The sequence below is a fragment of the Amycolatopsis sp. NPDC051903 genome (assembly GCF_044452505.1).
Taxonomy (GTDB): Bacteria; Actinomycetota; Actinomycetes; order Mycobacteriales; family Pseudonocardiaceae; genus Amycolatopsis.
In genome coordinates this window covers 1-21,207 of the sequence record NZ_JBITBT010000060.1, presented here as the reverse complement: position 1 = coordinate 21,207, position 21,207 = coordinate 1, and the positions used below count along the sequence as shown (strand labels likewise).

Annotated in this window: 19 protein-coding genes; 15 read left to right on the top strand and 4 right to left on the bottom strand. The window is 71.7% G+C overall.

Annotated elements, in window-relative coordinates; translation table 11 throughout:
- Positions 1-41 precede the first annotated feature (41 nt).
- Positions 42-1,097 carry a phenylalanine--tRNA ligase subunit alpha gene (gene pheS / locus ACIA77_RS49820; protein ID WP_395893255.1) on the top strand — a complete coding sequence of 352 codons (1,056 nt, stop codon included), beginning with the start codon at positions 42-44 and terminating at the stop codon, positions 1,095-1,097.
- Positions 1,097-3,661, top strand: a complete 2,565-nt coding sequence (pheT, locus tag ACIA77_RS49815; protein WP_395893254.1) for a phenylalanine--tRNA ligase subunit beta — start codon at positions 1,097-1,099, stop codon at positions 3,659-3,661. The genes pheS and pheT overlap by 1 nt, the downstream gene beginning before the upstream one ends.
- A 109-nt stretch (positions 3,662-3,770) precedes the next feature.
- On the opposite strand, the gene ACIA77_RS49810 is transcribed toward pheT, so the two are convergent.
- The gene (locus ACIA77_RS49810) at positions 3,771-4,379 is read right to left on the bottom strand and encodes a TetR/AcrR family transcriptional regulator (RefSeq protein WP_395893253.1); all 609 of its coding nucleotides are present in this window, start codon (positions 4,377-4,379) and stop codon (positions 3,771-3,773) included.
- Positions 4,380-4,568: 189 nt separating this feature from the next.
- Between ACIA77_RS49810 and ACIA77_RS49805 the strand changes: the two genes are divergently transcribed.
- Complete coding sequence (locus ACIA77_RS49805; protein WP_395893252.1) at positions 4,569-6,020, top strand: MFS transporter; 1,452 nt, start codon at positions 4,569-4,571, stop codon at positions 6,018-6,020.
- A 141-nt stretch (positions 6,021-6,161) separates the two neighbouring features.
- Here the strand turns inward: ACIA77_RS49805 and ACIA77_RS49800 are convergent, their stop codons facing one another.
- The 3 genes from ACIA77_RS49800 to ACIA77_RS49790 all read right to left on the bottom strand — a co-directional run bounded on the left by ACIA77_RS49800 (position 6,162) and on the right by ACIA77_RS49790 (position 8,207).
- Positions 6,162-6,455 carry a hypothetical protein gene (locus ACIA77_RS49800; RefSeq protein ID WP_395893251.1) on the bottom strand — a complete coding sequence of 98 codons (294 nt, stop codon included), beginning with the start codon at positions 6,453-6,455 and terminating at the stop codon, positions 6,162-6,164.
- A 71-nt stretch (positions 6,456-6,526) separates the two neighbouring features.
- Positions 6,527-7,423: an alpha/beta fold hydrolase gene (locus ACIA77_RS49795; protein ID WP_395893250.1), complete on the bottom strand. Its 897-nt coding sequence runs from the start codon at positions 7,421-7,423 to the stop codon at positions 6,527-6,529.
- A gap of 94 nt (positions 7,424-7,517) precedes the next feature.
- Positions 7,518-8,207, bottom strand: coding sequence for a DNA alkylation repair protein (locus tag ACIA77_RS49790; RefSeq protein WP_395893249.1), 690 nt, complete (start codon positions 8,205-8,207; stop codon positions 7,518-7,520).
- A gap of 130 nt (positions 8,208-8,337) precedes the next feature.
- On the opposite strand from ACIA77_RS49790, the gene ACIA77_RS49785 reads away from it, so the two are divergent.
- The 12 genes from ACIA77_RS49785 (at position 8,338) to tyrS (ending at position 20,878) form a co-directional block, all read left to right on the top strand.
- Positions 8,338-9,912 carry an alpha/beta hydrolase gene (locus ACIA77_RS49785; protein ID WP_395893248.1) on the top strand — a complete coding sequence of 525 codons (1,575 nt, stop codon included), beginning with the start codon at positions 8,338-8,340 and terminating at the stop codon, positions 9,910-9,912.
- Positions 9,913-10,141: 229 nt separating this feature from the next.
- Positions 10,142-10,624: a helix-turn-helix domain containing protein gene (locus ACIA77_RS49780; RefSeq protein ID WP_395893247.1), complete on the top strand. Its 483-nt coding sequence runs from the start codon at positions 10,142-10,144 to the stop codon at positions 10,622-10,624.
- A 111-nt stretch (positions 10,625-10,735) separates the two neighbouring features.
- Positions 10,736-11,764 carry an N-acetyl-gamma-glutamyl-phosphate reductase gene (argC, locus tag ACIA77_RS49775; protein WP_395893246.1) on the top strand — a complete coding sequence of 343 codons (1,029 nt, stop codon included), beginning with the start codon at positions 10,736-10,738 and terminating at the stop codon, positions 11,762-11,764.
- Positions 11,761-12,921: a bifunctional glutamate N-acetyltransferase/amino-acid acetyltransferase ArgJ gene (argJ, locus tag ACIA77_RS49770; protein ID WP_395893245.1), complete on the top strand. Its 1,161-nt coding sequence runs from the start codon at positions 11,761-11,763 to the stop codon at positions 12,919-12,921. The genes argC and argJ overlap by 4 nt, the downstream gene beginning before the upstream one ends.
- Positions 12,918-13,841, top strand: a complete 924-nt coding sequence (argB, locus tag ACIA77_RS49765) for an acetylglutamate kinase (protein ID WP_395893244.1) — start codon at positions 12,918-12,920, stop codon at positions 13,839-13,841. The genes argJ and argB overlap by 4 nt, the downstream gene beginning before the upstream one ends.
- Entirely contained in the window at positions 13,838-15,043 is a 1,206-nt protein-coding gene (locus ACIA77_RS49760) for an acetylornithine transaminase (RefSeq protein WP_395893243.1), read from the top strand. The genes argB and ACIA77_RS49760 overlap by 4 nt, the downstream gene beginning before the upstream one ends.
- Positions 15,043-15,969 carry an ornithine carbamoyltransferase gene (gene argF / locus ACIA77_RS49755; RefSeq protein WP_395893242.1) on the top strand — a complete coding sequence of 309 codons (927 nt, stop codon included), beginning with the start codon at positions 15,043-15,045 and terminating at the stop codon, positions 15,967-15,969. The genes ACIA77_RS49760 and argF overlap by 1 nt, the downstream gene beginning before the upstream one ends.
- Complete coding sequence (locus tag ACIA77_RS49750; protein ID WP_395893241.1) at positions 15,966-16,463, top strand: arginine repressor; 498 nt, start codon at positions 15,966-15,968, stop codon at positions 16,461-16,463. Before argF ends, ACIA77_RS49750 begins: the two co-directional genes overlap by 4 nt.
- Positions 16,460-17,422 (top strand): argininosuccinate synthase domain-containing protein, encoded by a 963-nt coding sequence (locus ACIA77_RS49745; protein WP_395893240.1) that lies wholly within the window; start codon positions 16,460-16,462, stop codon positions 17,420-17,422. The genes ACIA77_RS49750 and ACIA77_RS49745 overlap by 4 nt, the downstream gene beginning before the upstream one ends.
- Positions 17,423-17,447: 25 nt before the next feature.
- Entirely contained in the window at positions 17,448-18,863 is a 1,416-nt protein-coding gene (gene argH, locus ACIA77_RS49740) for an argininosuccinate lyase (RefSeq protein WP_395893239.1), read from the top strand.
- A gap of 84 nt (positions 18,864-18,947) precedes the next feature.
- Complete coding sequence (locus ACIA77_RS49735) at positions 18,948-19,577, top strand: DNA-3-methyladenine glycosylase (RefSeq protein ID WP_395893238.1); 630 nt, start codon at positions 18,948-18,950, stop codon at positions 19,575-19,577.
- Between the two features lie 32 nt (positions 19,578-19,609).
- Positions 19,610-20,878 carry a tyrosine--tRNA ligase gene (tyrS, locus tag ACIA77_RS49730; RefSeq protein ID WP_395893237.1) on the top strand — a complete coding sequence of 423 codons (1,269 nt, stop codon included), beginning with the start codon at positions 19,610-19,612 and terminating at the stop codon, positions 20,876-20,878.
- Positions 20,879-21,207: the final 329 nt, after the last annotated feature.

Sequence of the window (21,207 nt, the reverse complement as noted above, 5' to 3'; positions counted from 1 at the left end):
TGCGCTGCCGACCAACCAGTCCCAGCGGACGCCGAGGAGTCATGTCCGGAGCCACAGAAAAGCCGGTCGACGTGCTCGCACCGGAAACCCTGCGCGCGGCGATCAAGGCGGCCGAAGAGGCCTTCGCCGGTGCCGCCGACCTGGAGGCCCTCGCCGCCGTCAAACCGGCCCACCTCGGTGACCAGTCGCCGCTGCTGCTCGCCCGCCGGGAGATCGGCTCGCTGCCCAAGCAGGAGAAGGCCGAGGCCGGCAAGCGGGTCAACGAGGCCCGCCAGGCCGCGCAGGCCGCGTTCGACGAACGCCGCGCGGTGCTGCAGGCGGAGCGCGACGAGCACGTGCTGCTCGAGGAAGCCGTCGACGTCACGCTGCCGTGGGACCAGATTCCGCGCGGTGCCCGGCACCCCATCGCCACCGTCTCCGAGCGCATCGCCGACGTGTTCGTGGCCATGGGCTACGAGGTCGCCGAAGGCCCGGAGCTCGAGGCCGAGTGGTTCAACTTCGACGCGCTGAACTTCGGCAAGGACCACCCGGCGCGCCAGCTGCAGGACACGTTCTACGTGGGCGAAGAGGACTCCGGCCTGGTGCTGCGTACGCACACCTCGCCCGTGCAGGCCCGCAGCCTCCTGCACCGAGACCTGCCGGTGTACGTCGTGTGCCCCGGCCGCACCTACCGCACCGACGAGCTCGACTCCACGCACACGCCGGTGTTCACCCAGGTCGAGGGCCTCGCCGTCGACAAGGGCATCACCATGGCCCACCTCAAGGGCACGCTCGACGCGTTCGCGCGCGCCATGTTCGGCGAGCGCTCCAAGACGCGGCTGCGCCCGCACTTCTTCCCCTTCACCGAACCCTCCGCCGAGGTGGACGTGTGGTTCGAGGAGAAGAAGGGCGGCCCCGGCTGGGTCGAGTGGGGCGGCTGCGGCATGGTCAACCCCAACGTGCTGCGCGCCTGCGGCGTCGACCCCGAGGTGTACTCGGGCTTCGCGTTCGGCATGGGCATCGAGCGGACGCTGCAGTTCCGCAACGGCATCCCGGACATGCGCGACATGGTCGAGGGCGACGTCCGGTTCACCCTTCCCTTCGGAACGGAGGCGTAGTGCGAGTCCCGGTGAGCTGGCTGACCGAGCACCTCGACGTGGGTGACGAGGTCACGCCCCAGGACCTGGCCGACGCTTTCGTGCGGATCGGGATCGAGGTCGACGAGCTGAGCGAGCTCGGCCCCGTGACCGGCCCGCTCGTGGTCGGCCGCGTCGCGGAGATCGAGGAGCTGACGGAGTTCAAGAAGCCCGTCCGGTTCTGCCGCGTCGAGGTCGGCGAGGAGCTCGACGACGACGCCTCGGAAGAGTCCGACGAGGACGAAGACGAGGACGACGAGGGCCCGATCGAGAACGAGGGTCCCCACGGCATCAAGACCCGCGGCATCGTCTGCGGCGCGCGCAACTTCGCCGAGGGCGACCTCGTCGTGGTCGCGCTGCCGGGAGTCGTGCTGCCGGGCGATTTCGCGATCGCCGCGCGCAAGACGTACGGCAAGATCAGCGACGGCATGATCTGCTCCGCCAAGGAGCTCGGGCTCGGCGACGACCACACCGGCATCCTCGTGCTGCCCCCGGGCACCGCGAGCCCGGGCGACGACGCCAAGGAACTGCTCGGCCTCAACGACACCGTCATCGAGGTCACGCCGACCCCGGACCGCGGCTACGCGCTGTCGATCCGCGGCCTGGCGCGCGAGCTGTCCAACGCGCTCGACGTCCCGTTCGGCGACCCGGCCCTGCTCGAGCTCCCCGAGGCCGAGGGCGACGCGTGGCCCGTGCGGGTCGAGGATCCCGAGGGCTGCCCGCGGTTCGTGCTGCGCCGCGTGACGGGGCTCGACGCCACCGCGCCGACGCCGTGGTGGATGCGCCGCCGCCTGATGCTGGCGGGCATCCGCTCGATTTCGCTGGCCGTCGACGTCACCAACTACGTGATGCTCGAACTCGGCCACCCGCTGCACGCGTTCGCGACCAGCGCGATCCAGGGCGACCTGGTGGTGCGCCGCGCGAAGCCGGGCGAGAAGCTGACCACTTTGGACGACGCCGTGCGCACGCTCGACGCCGACGACATCGTGATCGCCGACGACTCGGGCGTGATCTCGCTGGCGGGCACCATGGGTGGTGCCAGCACGGAGATCACGCCGGAGAGCACCGACGTGCTGCTCGAGGCCGCCCACTGGAACCCGGCGTCGATCAGCCGCACGGCGCGGCGCCACAAGCTCTTCTCCGAGGCCGCGAAGCGCTTCGAGCGGTTCACGGACCCGGCGCTGTGCGCGGCCGCGGTCGAGCTGGCCGCGCGCCTGCTGCGCCAGTACGGCGAGGGCGCGATCCAGCCGGGCCGCACCGACGAGGGTGGCGTCGAGCCGCACGCGCCGGTGACCATGCCGATCAACTTGCCCGATCAGGTCGCCGGTGTGCGGTACGAGCGCGGCGTCACCGTCCGCCGGCTCGCGCAGATCGGCTGCAAGGTCCAGGTGAGCACCACCGACGAGGGCGTCTCCGTCGTCACGGCGACGCCGCCGAGCTGGCGCGCGGACCTCGTGCAGCCGGCCGACCTCGTCGAAGAGGTGCTGCGCCTGGAGGGCTACGACAGCATCCCGTCGGTCCTGCCCGCCGCGCCCGCGGGCCGCGGGCTCACCGAGTCGCAGAAGCGCCGCCGCGGCATCGCGCGCGCCCTGGCCGAGGCCGGCTACGTGGAGGTGCTGCCCTTCCCGTTCGTCGGCGACTCCGTGTGGGACGCCTTCGGGTTGCCCGAGGACGACGTGCGCCGCTCGACGGTGCGCGTGCGCAACCCGCTCGAAGCCGACCACGATCGGATGTCGACGACGCTCCTGCCGGGCCTGCTCGACACGCTGCAGCGCAACGTGTCCCGCGGCATGAAGGACGTGTCGCTGTTCCACATCGGCCAGGTCGTGCTGCCGAAGCCGCACCAGCTGAAGGTCCCGGACCTGGGCGTCGAGCACCGGCCCAGCGACGAGGAGCTCGCGGTACTGGAAGCCGCGGTGCCCGCGCAGCCGCTGCACGTCGCCGTGGTGCTCACCGGCCTGCGCCGCCGCACGGGCTGGTGGGGCAAGGGCGAGCCGGCCGGCTGGGCCGACGCCGTCGAGGCCGCACGGCTCGTGGCCGAAGCCGCCGGGGTGGAGCTGACGGTGCAGTCGTCGGACCTGCCGCCGTGGCACCCGGGCCGCTGCGCGCAGCTGCGCGTCGGCGACTGGCCGGTGGGCCACGCGGGTGAGCTGCACCCGAAGGTCGTCGAGGCCCTCGGGCTGCCGCCGCGCACCGTCGCGATGGAGCTCGACCTCGACGCGATCCCGCTCCCGGACTCGCGTCCGGCTCCGACCGTCTCGGCCTACCCGCCGGTGCTGCTCGACGTCGCGCTGGTCGCCGGCGCGGACGTCCCGTCGGCCGATCTCGCCGAGGTGCTGCGCACGGGCGCCGGTGACCTGCTCGAGGACATCACGCTCTTCGACGTCTACACCGGCACCCAAGTCGGCGACGGCAAGCGTTCCCTGGCCTACAAACTCCGTTTCCGGGCCCCGGATCGCACGCTGACCGTCGACGAGGCGACCAAGGCGCGCGATGCCGCCGTCTCCGCCGCCGGGGAACGGTTCGGCGCGACCATCCGCGCCTGATCCCCTGAACCCACTGTGGGCCGGAAACCCCGCCGTAGCGCGGAGTTTCCGGCCCACAGTCGTAACGGGGACCAGGAGAGCCAGACCTCGTCGACCGAAGAGCGCCGGCTCACGGCCGGGGGACGACTCCGGTGCGGAGGGCGTCGAACAGTCCCTCCAGCCGTGCGCGGTGGTCGGCCGCGACGGCACCGAGCGGATCGCCGTCGAGCAGGCGACGCGCGGTTTCCGTCAGCACGGTGCCGTAGCCGGCGATGAAAAATGCCGCGAGCAGCGGCCCGTCACCTTCGAACGCCGGCTCGAGCACTTCGGTGAGGGTCTGCTGGAGCTCCGCGGCGATCTCCCGGGCGCGCGCGATCAGCGCGGGTGACCCCGCGACCGTCTTGAAGAAGGGGACCGACCCGTCGGCGAGCCCCGAAAGCGGCCGGCGGTCGTCGGCCAGCCGGAGCGTCAGCTCACGCAGTGCCGCCAGTACATCGGTGTCCGGCGCGTGATCACGCACCGCCGAGCGCAGGAGCTCGACAGCCTCGGCCGCGCGGTCCAGGTAGAGGTCCTCCTTGCGCGGGAAGTGGTTGAAGACCGTCACGCTCGACACCCCGGCTTCCCGCGCGACCTCGGCGACGGTGACCGCGTCGAAGCCGCGCTCGAGGAACATCCGGGCCGCAACCTCCGCGATCCTCGCCCGCGTCTGCGGCCCGCCGCGCTTGTCGGTCCTGGGCATCCGGCCTCACTCTCTTGTGTAACTAAACTTAGTCGATTAACTTAGTGCTGTCCGTGCAGGCGGGTCACCGGCATTGTCCCCGGGTGCGCCCCGGCCGGTTGCCCACCGGCGCGGCCGGCCTCCGGTCCGGCGAGTTCGGCCGGCTTCACCACGATCCCCGCCGGGATCACGACCCGAAGGAAGTTCTCAGTGCGTGTCGACGCTGCGGTCGGGCCCGCGCGGTCCCCGCGACCGCTGCGGGAGGCGTGGGTGGCCTTGACCGGCCTGTCCGCGGTGTTCCTCTTCGAGATGCTGGACAACTCGATCCTGAACATCGCGCTGCCCACGATCGGCCGCCAACTGCACGCCTCGACGACCGCGGTGCAGTGGGTCACGGGCGCGTACGCAGTCGTGTTCGGCGGGTTGATGCTGGCGTTCGGCGCGCTCGCGGACCGGTTCGGCCGGCGCCGGGTCATGCTCGCCGGACTGGTCCTGCTCGGGGCGGCCAGTCTGGCGACGGTGTTCGTCCGTTCCGCGGAGGAGCTGATCGCCGTGCGGGCGCTGATGGGGCTCGCGGCCGCGATGACGACGCCGGGCTCGATGGCGCTGGCGTTCCGCCTGTTCGCCGACGACGGCCTGCGGGTCCGCGCGACCACCCTCATCTCGACCATGGGCCTGGTGGGGCTCGCGATCGGCCCGACGGCGGGCGGGTTCGTGCTCGCGATCGTGCCGTGGCAGGCGCTGCTGCTGGTGAACGTGCCGATCGCCGCGCTCGCGATCGCCGGCGTGCGGTGGGGCATCACCGCGGACGTCGCGGCCGACCTGCACCGCGACCCGGTCGACGTCGCCGGCGCGTTGCTGGGTACGGCGGCGATCGTCTTCGCCCTCGTCGCTCCGACGCTGTTCGTGAACGAAGGCGCCGGCTCGGGGCTCGCGTGGGCGGCCACAGCGGCGGCCGTCGGGGCGGCGGTGTTCTTCGTCCTGCGCGAGCGTTCGGCGCGGCACCCGCTGCTCGACCTCACGCTCGTCGCCCATCCCCTCGTCTCGAGCGGCTTGGCGTTCAAGGCGGCGGCCGGGCTGGCGACCAGCGGGCTCGGTTACCTGGTGACGCTGCAGCTGCAGCTCGACTGGGGGTGGCCGCCCGCGCTCGCCGCGCTCGGCATGCTGCCGCAGGTCGTCGTCCTCGTCGCGGGTGGCGCGGTCATATCCCCGTTCGTGCGGCGGGTCGGGCTCGACCGCGCCGCGTGGCTCAGCGCGGCCGCGGTCGTGGCCGGGCTCGCCTGCTACGGGCTGCTGGGCCGGTTCGGCTACGGGTGGGTCGCGCTCGCCCTCGTGCTCGTGCCCGCCGGGATGCGCGTGGTCGGTGTCGTCGCCGGCGTCAACGTGCTGCGCGGCCTGCCCGACGACCGCACCACGATCGGCGCGGCCCTCACCGACACCGCGACCGAGGTCACTTCCGGCGCCGGTCTCGCTCTCACCGGCACGATCCTCGCGGCGCTGTTCACCGGCGACATCGCCGGCCCGGGCTGGAGCGCGCAGCAGACCGCGGAATTCCGCTCGGCCGGCACGATCGCCGGGCTGTCGCTCACGGCCGTGGCCGCCGCCCTCGTCGGCTGGGGCATGCTCCGCGCGCGGCGCGCCGAGACTCCTGCCCGGCTTTGACGAACGTCCACCGGCGACCGTCCCGGGCCGCACGGTGACATCGCCGTCCTCCGCGCGATGTCGATCCCGACGATCGAGGTCAGGCTGACCGAGCCGGCGGCGGTTGCTCTTTTCGACGTCGACGCCGAGCGGCCTGAGCGTTCAGCCCACGGCGCGGCGCAGTTCGCAGCCGCGCAAGGTCAGCGTGGCGCCGATCGGTCGCCGGCTCTCGTTGTCCACAACGCGGTACACACTCGGCGCCTGGGCGCGGCCGTCCCGATTGGTGCTGGGCGTGTCGGTGCTCAGGCGCACCGGCTGATCTCTTCGCCGGACCACGTCATCGTTGTCCCACGACTGGCCCGGCAGCGAGCCGGTACCGTCACCGCGGCCGCCGGGTCCGACGTCGATGAGCACGATCACGCCGCACCGGCACACGACCGCTCGCAGGTCCGCCATCCTGCGCGGGAGGTCCGTACAGCACTCGGGCCGAGCCACCCGAGGCCGAGTCGGAACGCGCGCGACGACGGCTATTTCGTGCGGCTCAGCCAGCCGGTGATGCGTTCGTTCAGGTCCTTGGGCTGTTCGACCAGCATGAAGTGGCCGACGCCCTCGATCAGTGCGGAGTCCGAGCCCGGGCCGCCGAATTCGCGCACCCGCTGCACTTGCTGCGCCGTCATGCCGTGGCAGCCGTCGGTGGTGCCGTGCAGGTACAGCGTCGGCTGCGGCGCGGAGCCACCCCACGCGGCCGCTTGTTCGGCCAGCCACTCGGGCGTGCCGAAGCGGGTCGGGTCGAACTGGCCCCAGTAGTAGCCCAGCGCCGCGTGCAGGTGGTCGGGATCGGCCAGCGCGGCGCGCAGGTAGCCGAGGTCTTCGTCCGCCTCGTAGCCGGGGGACCAGTCGCCCCAGATGTCGCGGATGAAGGCGAAGTCGTCCTGCCGGATCCGGTCCTCGATCACCCGTTGCATCTGGAAGTACCAGAAGTAGAAGCTCCTCTTGATCTGGGCGTACGTGCCGAGGTTCTCCCCGAAGATCTCGAACGGCGGGATGTTGAGGATCACCGCGCGCCCGAACAGCTCGGGGGCGCGCCCGAGCGCGCCCCACGCGCCGACGGCACCCCAGTCGTGGGCGACCAGCAGCGCGTCCGGCCCACCGCCGAGCGCCTGCCCGAGCGCGATCTGGTCGGCGACCATCACGCTCGTGTGCACGAAGTGCCGCAGCGGCGGCAGTTCGGTGGGTGCGAACCCGCGCGCGAACGGCGCGACCGCGTGGAACCCGGCATCGGCCAGCGCCGGCAGCAGGTACCGGTAGGTGAACGGCGTATCCGGGAACCCGTGCATGCACAGCGCCAGCGGCCCGTCGCCGGCCTCGAGGTACTCGAACGTGATCCCGTTCGCGGTGACGCGGCCCCGCGCGAAGTCGGCCATCATCGTCTCCCTCCCGCCGAACCGACTGTAGGACCGTGCCTCCGCCCCGTTCCAGACCCGGCTTTTCACCGCGCCCCAGCCACTTCGCGCCGGGTCAGGCCAGGTTCTTCAGTGCCTCCCGTGTGGACAGTGGCGACAGGCCAGGGTGGTCGTCGACGAAGGAGCGCACCCAGTCCGGATCGGTCCGCGCGTGGTCGCGCAGGGCCCAGCCGATGCCTTTGCGCAGGAAGAAGTCCTGGTCGGACTCGTTGGCCTCGACGGCCGTGGTCAACAGGTCGCGGTCGACCTCCGCTTTGGCCGTCACCTGGCAGATCACCGCGGTGCGGCGGCGCCAGCGGTCGGCGTCGGACGCCCACCGCAGCAGCACGGGCGTGACCTCCCCGCGGTGCGCCCGCAGGATCGGCCCGACCCGGCGGATCGCGACCTCGTCCACGTAGTCCCACCACGCGCCGGTCACGATGAGCTCGTCGTAGAGCGGGAGGAGGTCCGGGTCCTGCCACCGGCGGTACACGCGGTGGCCCGAAAGGTCGATCGCCGCGTAGCGCTCTTCGCGGTAGGCAGCTTCGCGCCACAGAGCCAGGACGGTGGTTGAAAAACTCACCCGATCGGGCAGAACGTGGGTGGCCAAGACCTCCTTCATGAGCGCGCTCCGTGCGGGTTTCGCCACCCCGCGAAACGGCATGCCGGACTTCATGTACGCCTGCATCGCGGGCGCTTTCGCCGGGTCGGCGCGCTCGGCGAGTCCGGTTCGGACAGCCGAGATCAACGCGTGGTCCGCACCCATCCGCGGTCACCTCCCGGGCGCCCGCCGCCGGCGGAAGGCGGCTGGCGCAACTCGTGTCGTTCGAGGAGATTGTTCCGGGTTGTCGGTAGCTTCGACGAATTCCGGTAACCCGCGAACGAGAAGGACCACCGTGAAGAAAATCCTTGCCGTGCTGGCCGCCGCGGGTGTCGCGGCCGGCACGTTGGCCGCCGCGCCCGTCGCCGGCGCGGTGTCGGCGACGGGGCCGGCCGGCTACACCCCGCCGCCGATCAGCTGGGGACCGTGCCAGTCCGCGAGCCTCAAGAACGCCGGCGCCGAGTGCGGTTTCCTCGTGGTCCCGATGGACCACGACCAGCCTTCCGGCGCGAAGGTGCAGGTCGCCGTTTCGCGGATCAAGCACAAGTCCGCGCAGTACCAGGGCGTGATGCTCGTGAACCCGGGCGGCCCCGGTGGTTCCGGGCTCGGGCTGTCGACGCTCGGCAAGTACGTGCCGAACCACGCCGGCGAGGCCTACGACTGGATCGGGTTCGACCCGCGCGGCGTCGGCTCGAGCAAACCGGCCGTGACGTGCGACGGGAACTACTTCTCCTCCGACCGCCCGCCGTACGTGCCCGCTACCCCGCAGCTCGAGCGCACCTGGCTCGCGAAGACCGAGGGCTACGCGAAGGCGTGCGCGAAGAACGGCGCGATCCTCGACCACGTCAAGACCACCGACGTCGCGCAGGACATGGACAGCCTCCGCGTGGCGCTGGGGGAGAAGCAGATCAACTACTACGGCTTCTCCTACGGCACCTACCTCGGCCAGGTCTACAGCACGCTGTACCCGGGGCACGTGCGCCGGATGGTGCTCGACGGCAACGTCGACCCGCGGAAGGTCTGGTACCAGGCCAACCTCGACCAGGACGTGGCGTTCGACCGCAACATCAAGATCTACTTCGACTGGCTGGCGAAGTACGACAGCGTCTACCACCTCGGCAACACCGGCGCCGAGGTCGAGAAGCTCTGGTACGACCAGCAGAAGAAGCTCGAGCGCACCCCCGCGGGCGGGGTCATCGGCGGCGACGAGTGGACCGACGTCTTCCTGCAGGCCGGGTACTACGTGTTCGGCTGGGAGGACATGGCGAAGGCCTTCGACGGCTGGGTCCACCGCGGCGACTGGCAGACGCTCAAGAAGCTCTACGACGAGTCCAACCCGCCCGGTGACGACAACGGCTACGCCGTCTACAGCGCCGTCCAGTGCACCGACGTGCAGTGGCCGGCGAACTGGCACCGCTGGCGCCTCGACACCTGGAAGACCTACTTCCGCGCGCCGTTCGAGACGTGGGGCAACACGTGGTTCAACGCGCCGTGCCTGAACTGGCCCGCGAAGCCGGGCAAGCCGGTGGAGGTCGACGGCGGCGACGTCGGCGGCATCCTGCTCATCAGTGAGGAGCTCGACGCCGCGACGCCGTACGAGGGCAGCCTCGAGGTCCGCAAGCTCTTCCCGAACTCGAGCCTGATCAGCGCCCCCGGTGGCACGACGCACGCCGGCTCGCTGTCCGGGGTCGCCTGCGTGGACGACAAGGTCGCCGACTACCTCGCGACGGGCGCGCTGCCGAAGCGCACGCCGGGCAACCACTCCGACGCCCGGTGCGAACCGGTGCCACCGCCGGTGCCCGCCGGCGCGTCGGACCAGGCTCAGCAGAAGAGCGACACACCCGCGCTCGCGCGGCTGCCGCGCTTCTGAGTCGTTCCTCCCGGTGCCCCGGTCTGGTCCGCCAGGCCGGGGCACTCGTCTGTGTTCTGCCACCGATCTGTGTTCTTCTACCGATCTGCGCTCGTCCACCGATCCCCCTCGGTCGCTGTTCGTGATGACCCGGACACGCTACGACGCGGGTCCGACAATTTCGGAGCGGAGTCACCCGGAAGCGGTCCGTGAGCGAATTCTGTCGGGGGCAGGCGCTACCTTCCCCGCCATGACGATCATCGAAGAGCACCGGACCGAGGTCCGGGTGGGCAACGTCCAGTACCAGATCGCCGTCATCGCCCAGGCGGGCGAACCGGTGGAGCAGGGCCGCGTCACGGTCACCGTCGGCGGCGAAGGTCCCGAAGGCGAGCCCGTCGCGCACGGCAGGCTCGAGCTCGACACCACCGCGGTGCCCGCGGTCGCCGACCTGCTGGCCGGCAGCCTCCACGCGTTCGCGGGCACGGGCGGGCCGCGCCGAAGATCCGGCGAACGGCCCGCGCAGCAAGGGAAACCGTGGTCCGCCGAGTTGGACGCGGAACTCGAATCCGCGTGGCTGGCGGGCGAGCCGGTGGCCGAGCTGGCCCGCCGCTTCGCGCGCACCGCGGGCGGGATTCGCGCCCGCCTGCCCCGCGTCGGCTGCGATCCGGAACGGCCGGGACACCACCTGCCGGCGCCACCGAGCCAACGAGAGTCGGCCGAGAGGGGGGAGTAGGTGAGCGAGCCGGGTCCGTGGCCGCGGACCCGGCGCACCTCGCGCCGGCTGAGGGAGGTCGCCGCCACAACCCGTTTGTTTGAGCTTGCACAGTCGTGCATAATCATTCGTATGACGGTGAAGATCGCGGTGGCCGGAGCAAGCGGGTACGGGGGCGGCGAACTGCTGCGCCTGTTGCTGACCCATCCCGAAGTCGAGATCGGCGCGCTGACGGCGGCGAGCAGCGCGGGGGCGAAGCTGGGCGCGCTCCAGCCACACCTCGCACCGCTGGCCGACCGCGTGGTCGTCGAGACCACGGCGGAAACGCTGGCGGGCCACGACGTCGTGTTCCTCGCGCTGCCCCACGGCCACTCGGCCGAGATCGCGGCGCAGCTGGGCCCGGACGTGCTCGTGGTGGACCTCGCCGCGGACCACCGGCTCGCCGACTCCGCCGACTGGCAGCGCTGGTACGGCGGCGAGCACGCCGGCCAGTGGCCGTACGGACTGCCCGAGCTGCCCGGCGCGCGCGAGAAGCTCGTCGGGACCAAGCGCGTCGCCGTCCCTGGTTGCTTCCCGACGGGCGGTTCGCTGGCCCTCGCGCCCGCGCTGGCCGCGGGCCTGGTCGAGCCCGACGTCACCTTCGTGTCCGTCACCGGCACCTCCGGGGCGGGCAAGAGTCTCAAGCCGAACCTGCTCGCGTCGGAGGTCATGGGCAACGCCAGCCCGTACGGTGTGGCGGGCGCGCACCGGCACACGCCGGAGTTCGCGCAGAACCTGTCCGGGGTGGCCGGCACGCCGGTGAAGGTGTCGTTCACGCCGGTCCTCGCGCCGATGCCGCGCGGGATCCTCACCACCGCCAGCGCGCGCGTGGTGGGCGACGCCGACGAAGCGGCCGTGCGCGAGGTCTACGAGAAGGCCTACGACGCGGAGCCGTTCGTGCAGGTCCTGCCCGCCGGACAGTGGCCGGCGACCGCCGCCGTCGTGGGTTCGAACAACGTGCAGCTGCAGCTCGGGGTCGACGCCGACGCGGGCCGCCTCGTCGTCGTCACCGCGATCGACAACCTCACCAAGGGCACCGCGGGCGGTGCCGTCCAGTCGATGAACCTGGCGCTCGGTTTCCCCGAGGCCACCGGACTTTCCAGCGTGGGAGTGGCACCGTGACCGTCACCGGACCGAAGGGGTTCCGAGCCGCGGGTGTCGCCGCCGGCATCAAGGCCTCCGGCGCGCTCGACCTCACGCTCGTCGTGAACGACGGCCCGCTCGACGTCGCCGCGGGCGTCTTCACGCGCAACGCCGTGAAGGCCGCGCCCGTGCTGTGGTCGCAGGAGGTGCTGAAGCAGCAGAAGCTCAAGGCTGTCGTCCTCAACTCGGGCGGCGCCAACGCGGCGACCGGGCCCGGCGGGTTCCAGGACACGCACGCGACCGCCGAGAAGGTCGCCGACGTGCTGTCCGTCGGCGCGATCGAGGTCGCCGTGTGCTCCACCGGCCTGATCGGGGAGCGGCTGCCGATGGCCGCCGTGCTGTCCGGTGTGGACAGTGCCGCCAAGGCGCTCGACGCGAGCCCGGAGGGAAGCCTCAACGCCGCCACCGGCGTGATGACCACCGACACGAAGCCGAAGCAAGCGTTTGCGAAGCACGACAACGGCTGGAGCGCCGGCGGGTTCGCCAAGGGCGCGGGCATGCTCGCGCCGAACCTCGCCACGATGCTGTCGGTCCTGACCACGGACGCTGTGGTGGACAAGGAAACCCTCGACCGCGCCCTGCGCGCCGCCACGCGCGTCACCTACGACCGGCTCGACGTCGACGGCGGCACGTCCACCAACGACACGGTGCTCGTCCTCGCGTCCGGTGCCAGCGGTGTCGAGCCATCCGAGGCCGAGCTCACCGAGCTGCTGACCGCCGTCGCCCACGACCTCGTGCTGCAGCTGCGCGCCGACTCCGAAGGCGCGACCAAGGACGTCGACGTCACGGTGAAGGGTGCGGCGTCCGAGGCCGACGCCGTCACCGTCGCGCGCACGATCGCCGAGGACAACCTCGTGAAGACGGCGTTCTTCGGTTCCGACCCCAACTGGGGCCGCATCGCCATGGCCACCGGCCGCTCGGCCGCGCGCGTCGAGCCGGACAAGCTGTCGATCACGGTCAACGGCGTCACCCTGTTCACCGCCGGCACCACCGGCGAGGACCGCACTGCGGCCGACCTGTCCGGCCGCGCGATCGACCTCGTCGTGGACCTCGGCCTCGGCGACGGCACCGCCACCGTCTACACCACCGACCTGTCCCACGCTTACGTCGAAGAGAACAGCGCCTACTCCTCATGACCGGCACGGAGGACCTGATTTCCGCGGACGAGCGGCTCGCGACGGCGGCCGAGAAGGCCGGAGTTCTGATCGAGGCGCTGCCGTGGCTGCAGCGCTTCCACGGCGCCACCGTGGTGGTGAAGTACGGCGGCAACGCGATGATCGACGACACCCTCAAGGCGGCGTTCGCGCAGGACATGGTGTTCCTGCGCCTGGCGGGCCTGCACCCCGTGGTGGTGCACGGCGGGGGTCCGCAGATCACCGCGATGCTCACCCGCCTCGGCGTCGAGGGCGAGTTCAAGGGCGGCCTGCGCGTGACCACGCCGGAGACGATGGACATCGTCCGCATGGTGCTGGTCGGGCAGGTCAGCCGGGAGCTCGTCGGCCTGATCAACGCGCACGGCCCGTACGCCGTCGGCATCTCCGGCGAGGACGCGCGGCTGTTCACCGCCGAGCGCAAACAGGCCACTGTGGACGGTGAGCAGGTCGACATCGGCCTCGTCGGCGAAGTCGCCGCGGTGAACCCCGACGCGGTGCTGGACATCGTGAACGCGGGCCGCATCCCCGTGGTGTCGACGGTCGCCCCCGACGTCGACGGCGTGGTGCACAACGTCAACGCCGACACGGCCGCGGGCGCGCTCGCGGCGGCCCTGGACGCCGAGAAGCTCGTGGTGCTCACCGACGTCGAAGGCCTTTACGCCCACTGGCCGGACCGCTCGTCGCTCATCGACCGCATCCAGGTCGATCGCCTCGAGAAGCTGCTGCCCGGCCTGGCCAGCGGCATGATCCCGAAAATGGAGGCCTGCGTGCGCGCGGTCCGCGGCGGCGTGCGCCGCGCCCACGTGATCGACGGCCGTCTCGCCCACTCCGTGCTCCTCGAGGTGTTCACTTCGCGCGGCATCGGAACCATGGTGTTTCCTGAAGAAACGGAGCTCCCGTGACCACCCCCACCTCGAACGAGGCGGGCCGGCAGCACTGGCAGTCGGCCCTGATGGACAACTACGGCACCCCCGGGCTCACCCTGGTGCGTGGTGAGGGCGCGAAGGTGTGGGACGCCGATGGCACCGAGTACCTCGACCTCGTCGGTGGCATCGCCGTCAACGCGCTCGGCCACGCCCACCCCGAGGTCGTGCGCGCCGTGTCCGAGCAGATCGCGACGCTCGGCCACACGTCCAACCTGTACGTGAACCCGGTCGCGCTCGAGCTCGCCGAGCTGCTGCTCGACGTCGCCGGCCTGACCGGACAGGGCAAGGTCCTGTTCGTCAACTCCGGCGCCGAGGCCAACGAGGCCGCGCTGAAGATCAGCCGCCTCACCGGGCGCACCAAGATCGTCGCCACCGAGAAGGCGTTCCACGGCCGCACCATGGGCTCCCTGTCGCTCACCGGCCAGCCCGGCAAGCGCGAGCCGTTCGCACCGCTGGTCCCCGGCATCACGCACGTGCCGTACGGCGACGTCGAGGCCCTGCGCGCGGCCGTCGACACCGACACCGCCGCGGTGTTCCTCGAACCGGTGCTCGGCGAGGCGGGCGTGATCCCCGCGCCCGACGGCTACCTGCAGGCGGCGCGTGAGATCACCAAGGCGACGGGCACCCTGTTCGTGCTCGACGAGGTGCAGACCGGCATCGGCCGGCTCGGCACCTGGTTCGCCTTCCAGCAGACCGGCGTCGTTCCCGACGTCATCACGCTCGCGAAGGGCCTCGGCGGCGGGCTGCCCATCGGTGCCGTGATCGGCGTCGGCGAGGCGGGCGAGCTGATGAAGCCGGGCCAGCACGGCACGACGTTCGGCGGCAACCCGGTGTGCTGCGCGGCGGGGCTCGCCGTGCTGCGCACCATCGCGCGCGACAACCTGCTCGACCACGTCTCGTCGCTCGGCAAGGACATCGCCGCCGGCGTCGAGGCGCTGGGCCACCCGCTCGTCACCGGGGTCCGCGGCGCGGGCCTGCTGCTCGGCATCACGCTGCGCGAACCCGTCTCGGCCGCCGTCGCGAAGAGCGCGCAGGACGCCGGGTACCTCGTCAACCCGGTCGCGCCCGACACCATCCGGCTCGCCCCGCCGCTGGTGCTCGAGGCCGACCAGGCCCACGGTTTCGTCTCCGCCCTCCCGGCCGCGCTCGACTCCACCACCACGAAGGATCCGAACTGATGCCTCGCCACTTCCTCCGCGACGACGACGTCAGCCCCGCCGAGCAGGCCGCGCTCCTGGACCTCGCCGACCGGCTCAAGGCCGACCCACTCGGCACCAAGACGCTGGCGGGCAAGACGGTCGCGGCGATCTTCGAGAAGAACTCCACCCGCACGCGGTTCTCGTTCGAGGTCGGCATCAGCCAGCTCGGCGGGCACCCGGTGATCGTCGACGGCCGCTCGATGCAGCTGGGCCGCGAGGAGACCATCGAGGACACCTCGCGCGTGCTGTCGCGCTACGTCGACGCCGTCGTGTGGCGGACCTTCGCGCAGAAGCGCATCGACGCCATGGCGTCGGTCGCCGGCGTGCCGGTCGTCAACGCGCTCACCGACGAGTTCCACCCGTGCCAGGTCCTCACCGATCTCATGACCATCCGCGAGCGCAAGGGCAAGCTCGCCGGGCTCACGCTCGTGTACCTCGGCGACGGCGCCAACAACATGGCCCATTCGCTGCTGCTCGGCGGCGTCACCGCGGGCATGCACGTGCGCGTCGTCTCGCCGGAGGGCTTCCAGCCCGACCAGCAGGTGATGCTCGACGCGAAGCACCGCGGCACCGAGACCGGCGGCAGCGCGGTGGTCGTGACCGACCCGTACGACGCCGTGGCCGGCGCGGACGTGCTGGTCACCGACACGTGGACGTCGATGGGCCAGGAGAACGACGGGCTCGACCGCGTCGGCCCGTTCCGCGCCTTGCAGGTGAACGCCGAGCTGCTCAAGCGCGCCGCCGACGAGGCCGTCGTGCTGCACTGCCTGCCCGCGCACCGCGGCTGGGAGATCACCGACGAGGTGCTCGACGGCCCCGCCAGCGCGGTGTGGGACGAGGCCGAGAACCGCCTGCACGCGCAGAAGGCGCTGCTCGTCTGGCTCTTCGAGCAGAGCGGGCGATGACCGGCAGCCGGGTCGGGCGGCAGGCCCGCATCACCGAACTGGTGTCCACGATGGCCATCCGCAGCCAGACCGAGCTCGCCAAGCTCCTCGCCGCGGAGGGCATCGAGGTCACGCAGGCGACGCTGTCGCGCGACCTCGACGAGCTCGGCGCCGTGAAGCTGCGCGGCGCCGACTCGGGGGCACCGGTGTACGTGATCCCCGAGGACGGCAGCCCCGTGCGCGGGGTGCAGGGCGGCACGTCGCGCCTGTCCCGGCTGCTCGCGGAGCTGCTCGTGTCGGCCGACGCGTCGGGCAACCTCACGGTGCTGCGGACCCCGCCCGGCGCGGCCCAGTTCCTCGCCAGTGCCATCGATCGCGCCGCGCTCGAGGAGGTCGTCGGCTCCATCGCCGGCGACGACACGGTCGCGGTGATCGCCAGGGAACCGTTGAGCGGCAAGGAGTTGGCCGATCGGTTCACCGCGCTCGCCCGGGGCTCGGGCGAGGAGGAGCCGTGACGGTCGTCGTCGCCTACGCGGGCGGGCCCGCCGGTTCGGCGGCGATCACCCGGCTCGCGCGCGAGACCGACGTGGTCGCGGTCGCCGTCGACCTCGGCGCGGGCGACGTGGACCTGGCCGCACTGCGCGAACGCGCTCTCGGCTGCGGTGCGGCGGAAGCGATCGTGGTCGACGCGCGGGCCGAGTTCGCGGACGAGCACTGCCTGCCCGCGCTGCAGGCCAACGCGGTGCTGTTCGACCGGTACCCGCTCGTCGGTTCGCTGGCGCGGCCGCTGGTCGAGAAGCACCTGGCGCTGATCGCGGACGGCGCCGAAATCCACCGGCCCCGCGAAACCCGGGGCCTGCTCTCACCCGACCGCACGCTCTGGGGCCGCGCCGTCGACACCACGGACCCGGACCCGTGGCACCGGCCGGTCTACTCCTACACCGAGGACGTCGCGGCCAACATCGACGCGCCGGACGAGGTCGTGGTCACCTTCGACCGGGGCGTGCCGGTGGCCGTCGACGGCGAGACGGTGAGCGTCGCCGAGGCCGTCCTGCGGCTCGGGCACCGCGCGGGCGCCCACGGCGTCGGCCGCTTCGACCTGGCCACCGACGGGCGTGCGGTCTACGAAGCCCCGGGCGCGTGGGCGCTGATCACCGCGCACCGGGAGCTGGAGAACCTGACGCTCGAAGCCGACCTGGCGCGGTTCAAGCAGTCCGTGGACCGGCGCTGGACGGAGCTCGTGCACGACGGTCTCTGGACTTCGCCGCTGCGCGAACCGCTGGACGCGTTCGTGCGCCACGCGCAGGAGCACGTGTGCGGCGACGTCCGCATGGTCTTCCACGGCGGTGCGGCCGTCGTGACGGGCCGGCGCGGCGAGGCCGGGCGCGCCCGGCACCTGCGTCCCGTCGGCCGGCGGTACCGTCCCCTGACCGGGCGGGAACACCCGGACCACCCGAACCACCGCGCGTCCTGAGACGCCGGAGCGAGAAAGGCAGAACGTGAGCGGGAAAGACCAGCCGGTGCAGCTGTGGGGTGGCCGGTTCGCCAGCGGACCGGCCGAGGCGATGGCGGCGCTGAGCGCCTCGACCCACTTCGACTGGCGCCTGGCGCCCTACGACATCGCCGGCTCGCGCGCCCACGCGCGGGTGCTGCGCAAGGCGGGGCTGCTCACGGACGAGGAGCTCGCCGGCATGCTGGAAGCACTCGACGTGCTGGCGGCCGACGTCGCGTCCGGCGCGTTCACCCCGACCGTGGCCGACGAGGACGTGCACACCGCGTTGGAGCGCGGCTTGCTCGAACGCGCCGGCACGGAACTCGGCGGCAAGCTGCGCGCGGGCCGGTCACGCAACGACCAGGTGGCGACGCTGTTCCGCATGTGGCTCCGCGACGCCGCGCGCCGCGTCGTCGCGGGCACGCTCGACGTCGTCGACGCGCTCGTCTCGCAGGCACAGCGCCACCCCGGGGCGATCCTGCCCGGCCGCACGCACCTGCAGCACGCCCAGCCCGTGCTGCTCGCGCACCACCTGCTGGCCCACGGCCAGGCGCTGCTGCGCGACGTCTCCCGCCTGCGCGACTGGGACGCCCGCACCGCCGAATCGCCGTACGGCTCGGGTGCGCTGGCGGGCTCGTCGCTCGGCCTCGACCCGGAGGCCGTGGCCACGGAGCTGGGCTTCGACCGCAGTGTCGAGAACTCCATCGACGGCACGGCTTCGCGTGACTTCGTCGCCGAATTCGCGTTCACCGTCGCGATGCTCTCGGTGAACCTGTCGCGGATCGCCGAAGAGGTGATCATCTGGAACACCGCCGAATTCGGCTACGTGACCCTCGACGACGCGTGGGCCACCGGCAGCTCGATCATGCCGCAGAAGAAGAACCCGGACGTCGCCGAGCTCACGCGCGGCAAGGCGGGCCGGCTGATCGGCAACCTCACCGGCCTGCTGGCGACGCTGAAGGCGCAGCCGCTCGCGTACAACCGCGACCTGCAGGAGGACAAGGAGCCGGTGTTCGACTCGGTCGAGCAGCTGGAACTGCTGTTCCCGGCGATCTCGGGCATGCTCTCGACACTCACGTTCCACACCGATCGCCTCGCCGAGCTGGCCCCGGCCGGGTTCACGCTCGCCACGGACATCGCCGAGTGGCTGGTGCGCCAGGGTGTGCCGTTCCGCGTGGCGCACGAAGCCGCGGGGGAGAGCGTGCGCGTGGCCGAGGGCCGCGGGGTGGGGCTCGACGAGCTGACCGACGAGGAGTTCCAGGCGATCAACCCGGCGCTCACGCCGGCCGTGCGCGAGGTGCTCACCGTCGAGGGTTCGGTGCGTTCGCGCAACGCCCGCGGCGGCACGGCACCCGAACGCGTCGCCGAGCAGCTCGACCGGCTGGTCGAGCGCGCGGCCACCGTGCGCCAGTGGCTCAAGTAGCGCCGTGAGCGCGGCCGGGGAGGTTGGCCTCCCCGGCCCGTCCGGGCCGCCCGGTTAGGCTGGGGCGGAACGAGGGGAGCACGCGTGGACCGGTTGTTCCGGCGCGAGGAACTGGCACTGGATCCGGTCGACCTGGCGCACCTGCTGCTCGGTGCGGTGCTGGAGGCCGATGCGCCCGACGGCACCGTCGGGGTGCGGCTCGTCGAGGTGGAGGCCTACCGCGGTCTCGACGACCCGGCTTCGCACTGCTACCGCGGCAAGACCCCGCGCAACGCCGTGATGTGGGGACCGGCCGGGCACCTGTACGTGTACTTCGTGTACGGCATGCACTTCTGCGCCAACATCGTCGGCACGGAAGACGGTCAGCCGGGTGCGGTGCTGCTGCGCGCGGGCGAAGTGGTGCAGGGCGCGAACCTCGTGCGGGCGCGGCGTCCCCACGCCCGCGGGAATGGCGAGCTCGCCAAGGGACCCGCGATCCTCACGTCCGTGCTGGGCATCGACCGGACGGAGAACGGCGTCGACCTCACCGATCCGTCGTCCCCCGTCCGTTTGCGCACGGCGGAACGGGTGCCGCCGGAGCAGATCCGCAGCGGTCCGCGCGTCGGCGTCGCGATGGCGATGGACACCCCGTGGCGGTTCTGGGTCGACGGCTCGCCCGCCGTGTCCACCTACCGCCGCGGCGGCAAACGGCGGCAGGTGCGACCCGCGGGATAGTCGGTTGACCTGGTGCGGGAGGATCTACAGGTGTGAGTGAGCACATCCTTGACGAGCTGTCCTGGCGCGGCCTGATCGCGCAGTCCACCGACATCGACGCGCTGCGGCGAGAACTCGACCAGGGACCCCTCACCCTCTATTGCGGCTTCGACCCGACCGCGGCCAGCCTGCACGCCGGCAACCTCGTCCCGCTGCTGATGCTCAAGCGCTTCCAGCGCGCCGGCCACCGGCCGATCGTGCTGGCCGGTGGCGCGACGGGGATGATCGGGGATCCGCGCGACACGGGGGAGCGCACGCTCAACACCCTCGACGTCGTCGCGGAGTGGGCCGGGCGCATCCGCGGGCAGCTCGAGCGGTTCGTGGAGTTCGACGATTCGCCGACCGGCGCGATCGTGGAGAACAACCTCAACTGGACCGGCCAGCAGAACGTGCTGGAGTTCCTGCGTGACGTCGGCAAGCACTTCTCGGTGAACGTGATGCTGAACCGGGAGACGGTGAAGCGCCGGCTCGAGTCCGACGGCATGTCCTACACCGAGTTCAGCTACCTGCTGCTGCAGTCGCAGGACTACCTGCAGCTCCACCGGCAGTACGGCTGCAAGCTGCAGGTCGGCGGCTCGGACCAGTGGGGCAACCTCGTGGGCGGGGTCGACCTGATCCGGCGGGTCGACGGCGGTGCCGCACACGCGCTGACCGCGCCGCTGGTCACCGACGCCGAGGGCCGCAAGTTCGGCAAGTCCACCGGCGGCGGGAACCTGTGGCTCGACCCGGAGATGACCTCGCCGTACGCCTGGTACCAGTACTTCGTGAACGTCGGGGACGCCGACGTCATCCGCTACCTGCGCATGTTCACCTTCCTCACCCGGGAGGAGATCGACGCGCTCGCCGAGGACACCGAGCAGCGGCCGCACCTGCGAGCAGCGCAGAAGCGGCTCGCGGAGGAGATCACGAACCTCGTGCACGGCGAGGACCAGACGCAGCAGGTCATCGCGGCCAGCCAGGCGCTGTTCGGCCGGGGCGAGCTGGGTGAGCTCGACGCGAAGACGCTCGACGCGGCGATGGCCGAGGTGCCGACCGGCGAGGTCACCGACGGGTCGACGATCGTCGACCTGCTGGTCGCCGGGGGACTGGTGGACAGCAAGGGCGCCGCGCGCCGCACCGTGAAGGAGGGCGGCGCGTACGTGAACAACGTGAAGATCGCCGACGAGGAGTGGAAGCCGGCCGCGTCCGACGCGCTCCACGGCCGCTGGCTCGTGGTCCGCAAGGGCAAGCGCAACGTCGCCGGCGTCAGCCTCGGCGGCTGATCGCGCCGGGCGGCCCGAAGCCGGGCTCTGACCTGCGGGAACGCGGTTAAGGGACCCCCCTGTTTCGGGTCGTTTCGGGGCGTGTAAAGTTCTTCAAGTCGCCAGGGAAACCGGGTGGCCACCGGGACACGAACCAAGCTCTCGCCTCAGGCGATTGAGTGGGTGTCCCACCACAAACTGCTAGGAATGACCGCTTCGGTCGAGTTCGGCCCCGAGGGGCCCGGGTTTGACTGAGGTGTGTTGCTTGAGAACTCAACAGTGTGCTAGTGAACTAAGCCAGTAGAGCTTATGTAGTGAAACCCCCTCGTCGGGGTTTCCTTTGAGAGCAA

Bases quoted from the DNA above. Each gene is read 5' to 3' on its own strand.
- pheS (WP_395893255.1), top strand. From the start codon at position 42: ATGTCCGGAGCCACAGAAAAGCCGGTCGACGTGCTCGCACCGGAAACC.
- ACIA77_RS49810 (WP_395893253.1), bottom strand. From the start codon at position 4,379: ATGCCCAGGACCGACAAGCGCGGCGGGCCGCAGACGCGGGCGAGGATC.
- ACIA77_RS49800 (WP_395893251.1), bottom strand. From the start codon at position 6,455: ATGGCGGACCTGCGAGCGGTCGTGTGCCGGTGCGGCGTGATCGTGCTC.
- ACIA77_RS49795 (WP_395893250.1), bottom strand. From the start codon at position 7,423: ATGGCCGACTTCGCGCGGGGCCGCGTCACCGCGAACGGGATCACGTTC.
- ACIA77_RS49790 (WP_395893249.1), bottom strand. From the start codon at position 8,207: ATGGGTGCGGACCACGCGTTGATCTCGGCTGTCCGAACCGGACTCGCC.
- ACIA77_RS49780 (WP_395893247.1), top strand. From the start codon at position 10,142: ATGACGATCATCGAAGAGCACCGGACCGAGGTCCGGGTGGGCAACGTC.
- argC (WP_395893246.1), top strand. From the start codon at position 10,736: ATGACGGTGAAGATCGCGGTGGCCGGAGCAAGCGGGTACGGGGGCGGC.
- argB (WP_395893244.1), top strand. From the start codon at position 12,918: ATGACCGGCACGGAGGACCTGATTTCCGCGGACGAGCGGCTCGCGACG.
- argF (WP_395893242.1), top strand. From the start codon at position 15,043: ATGCCTCGCCACTTCCTCCGCGACGACGACGTCAGCCCCGCCGAGCAG.
- ACIA77_RS49750 (WP_395893241.1), top strand. From the start codon at position 15,966: ATGACCGGCAGCCGGGTCGGGCGGCAGGCCCGCATCACCGAACTGGTG.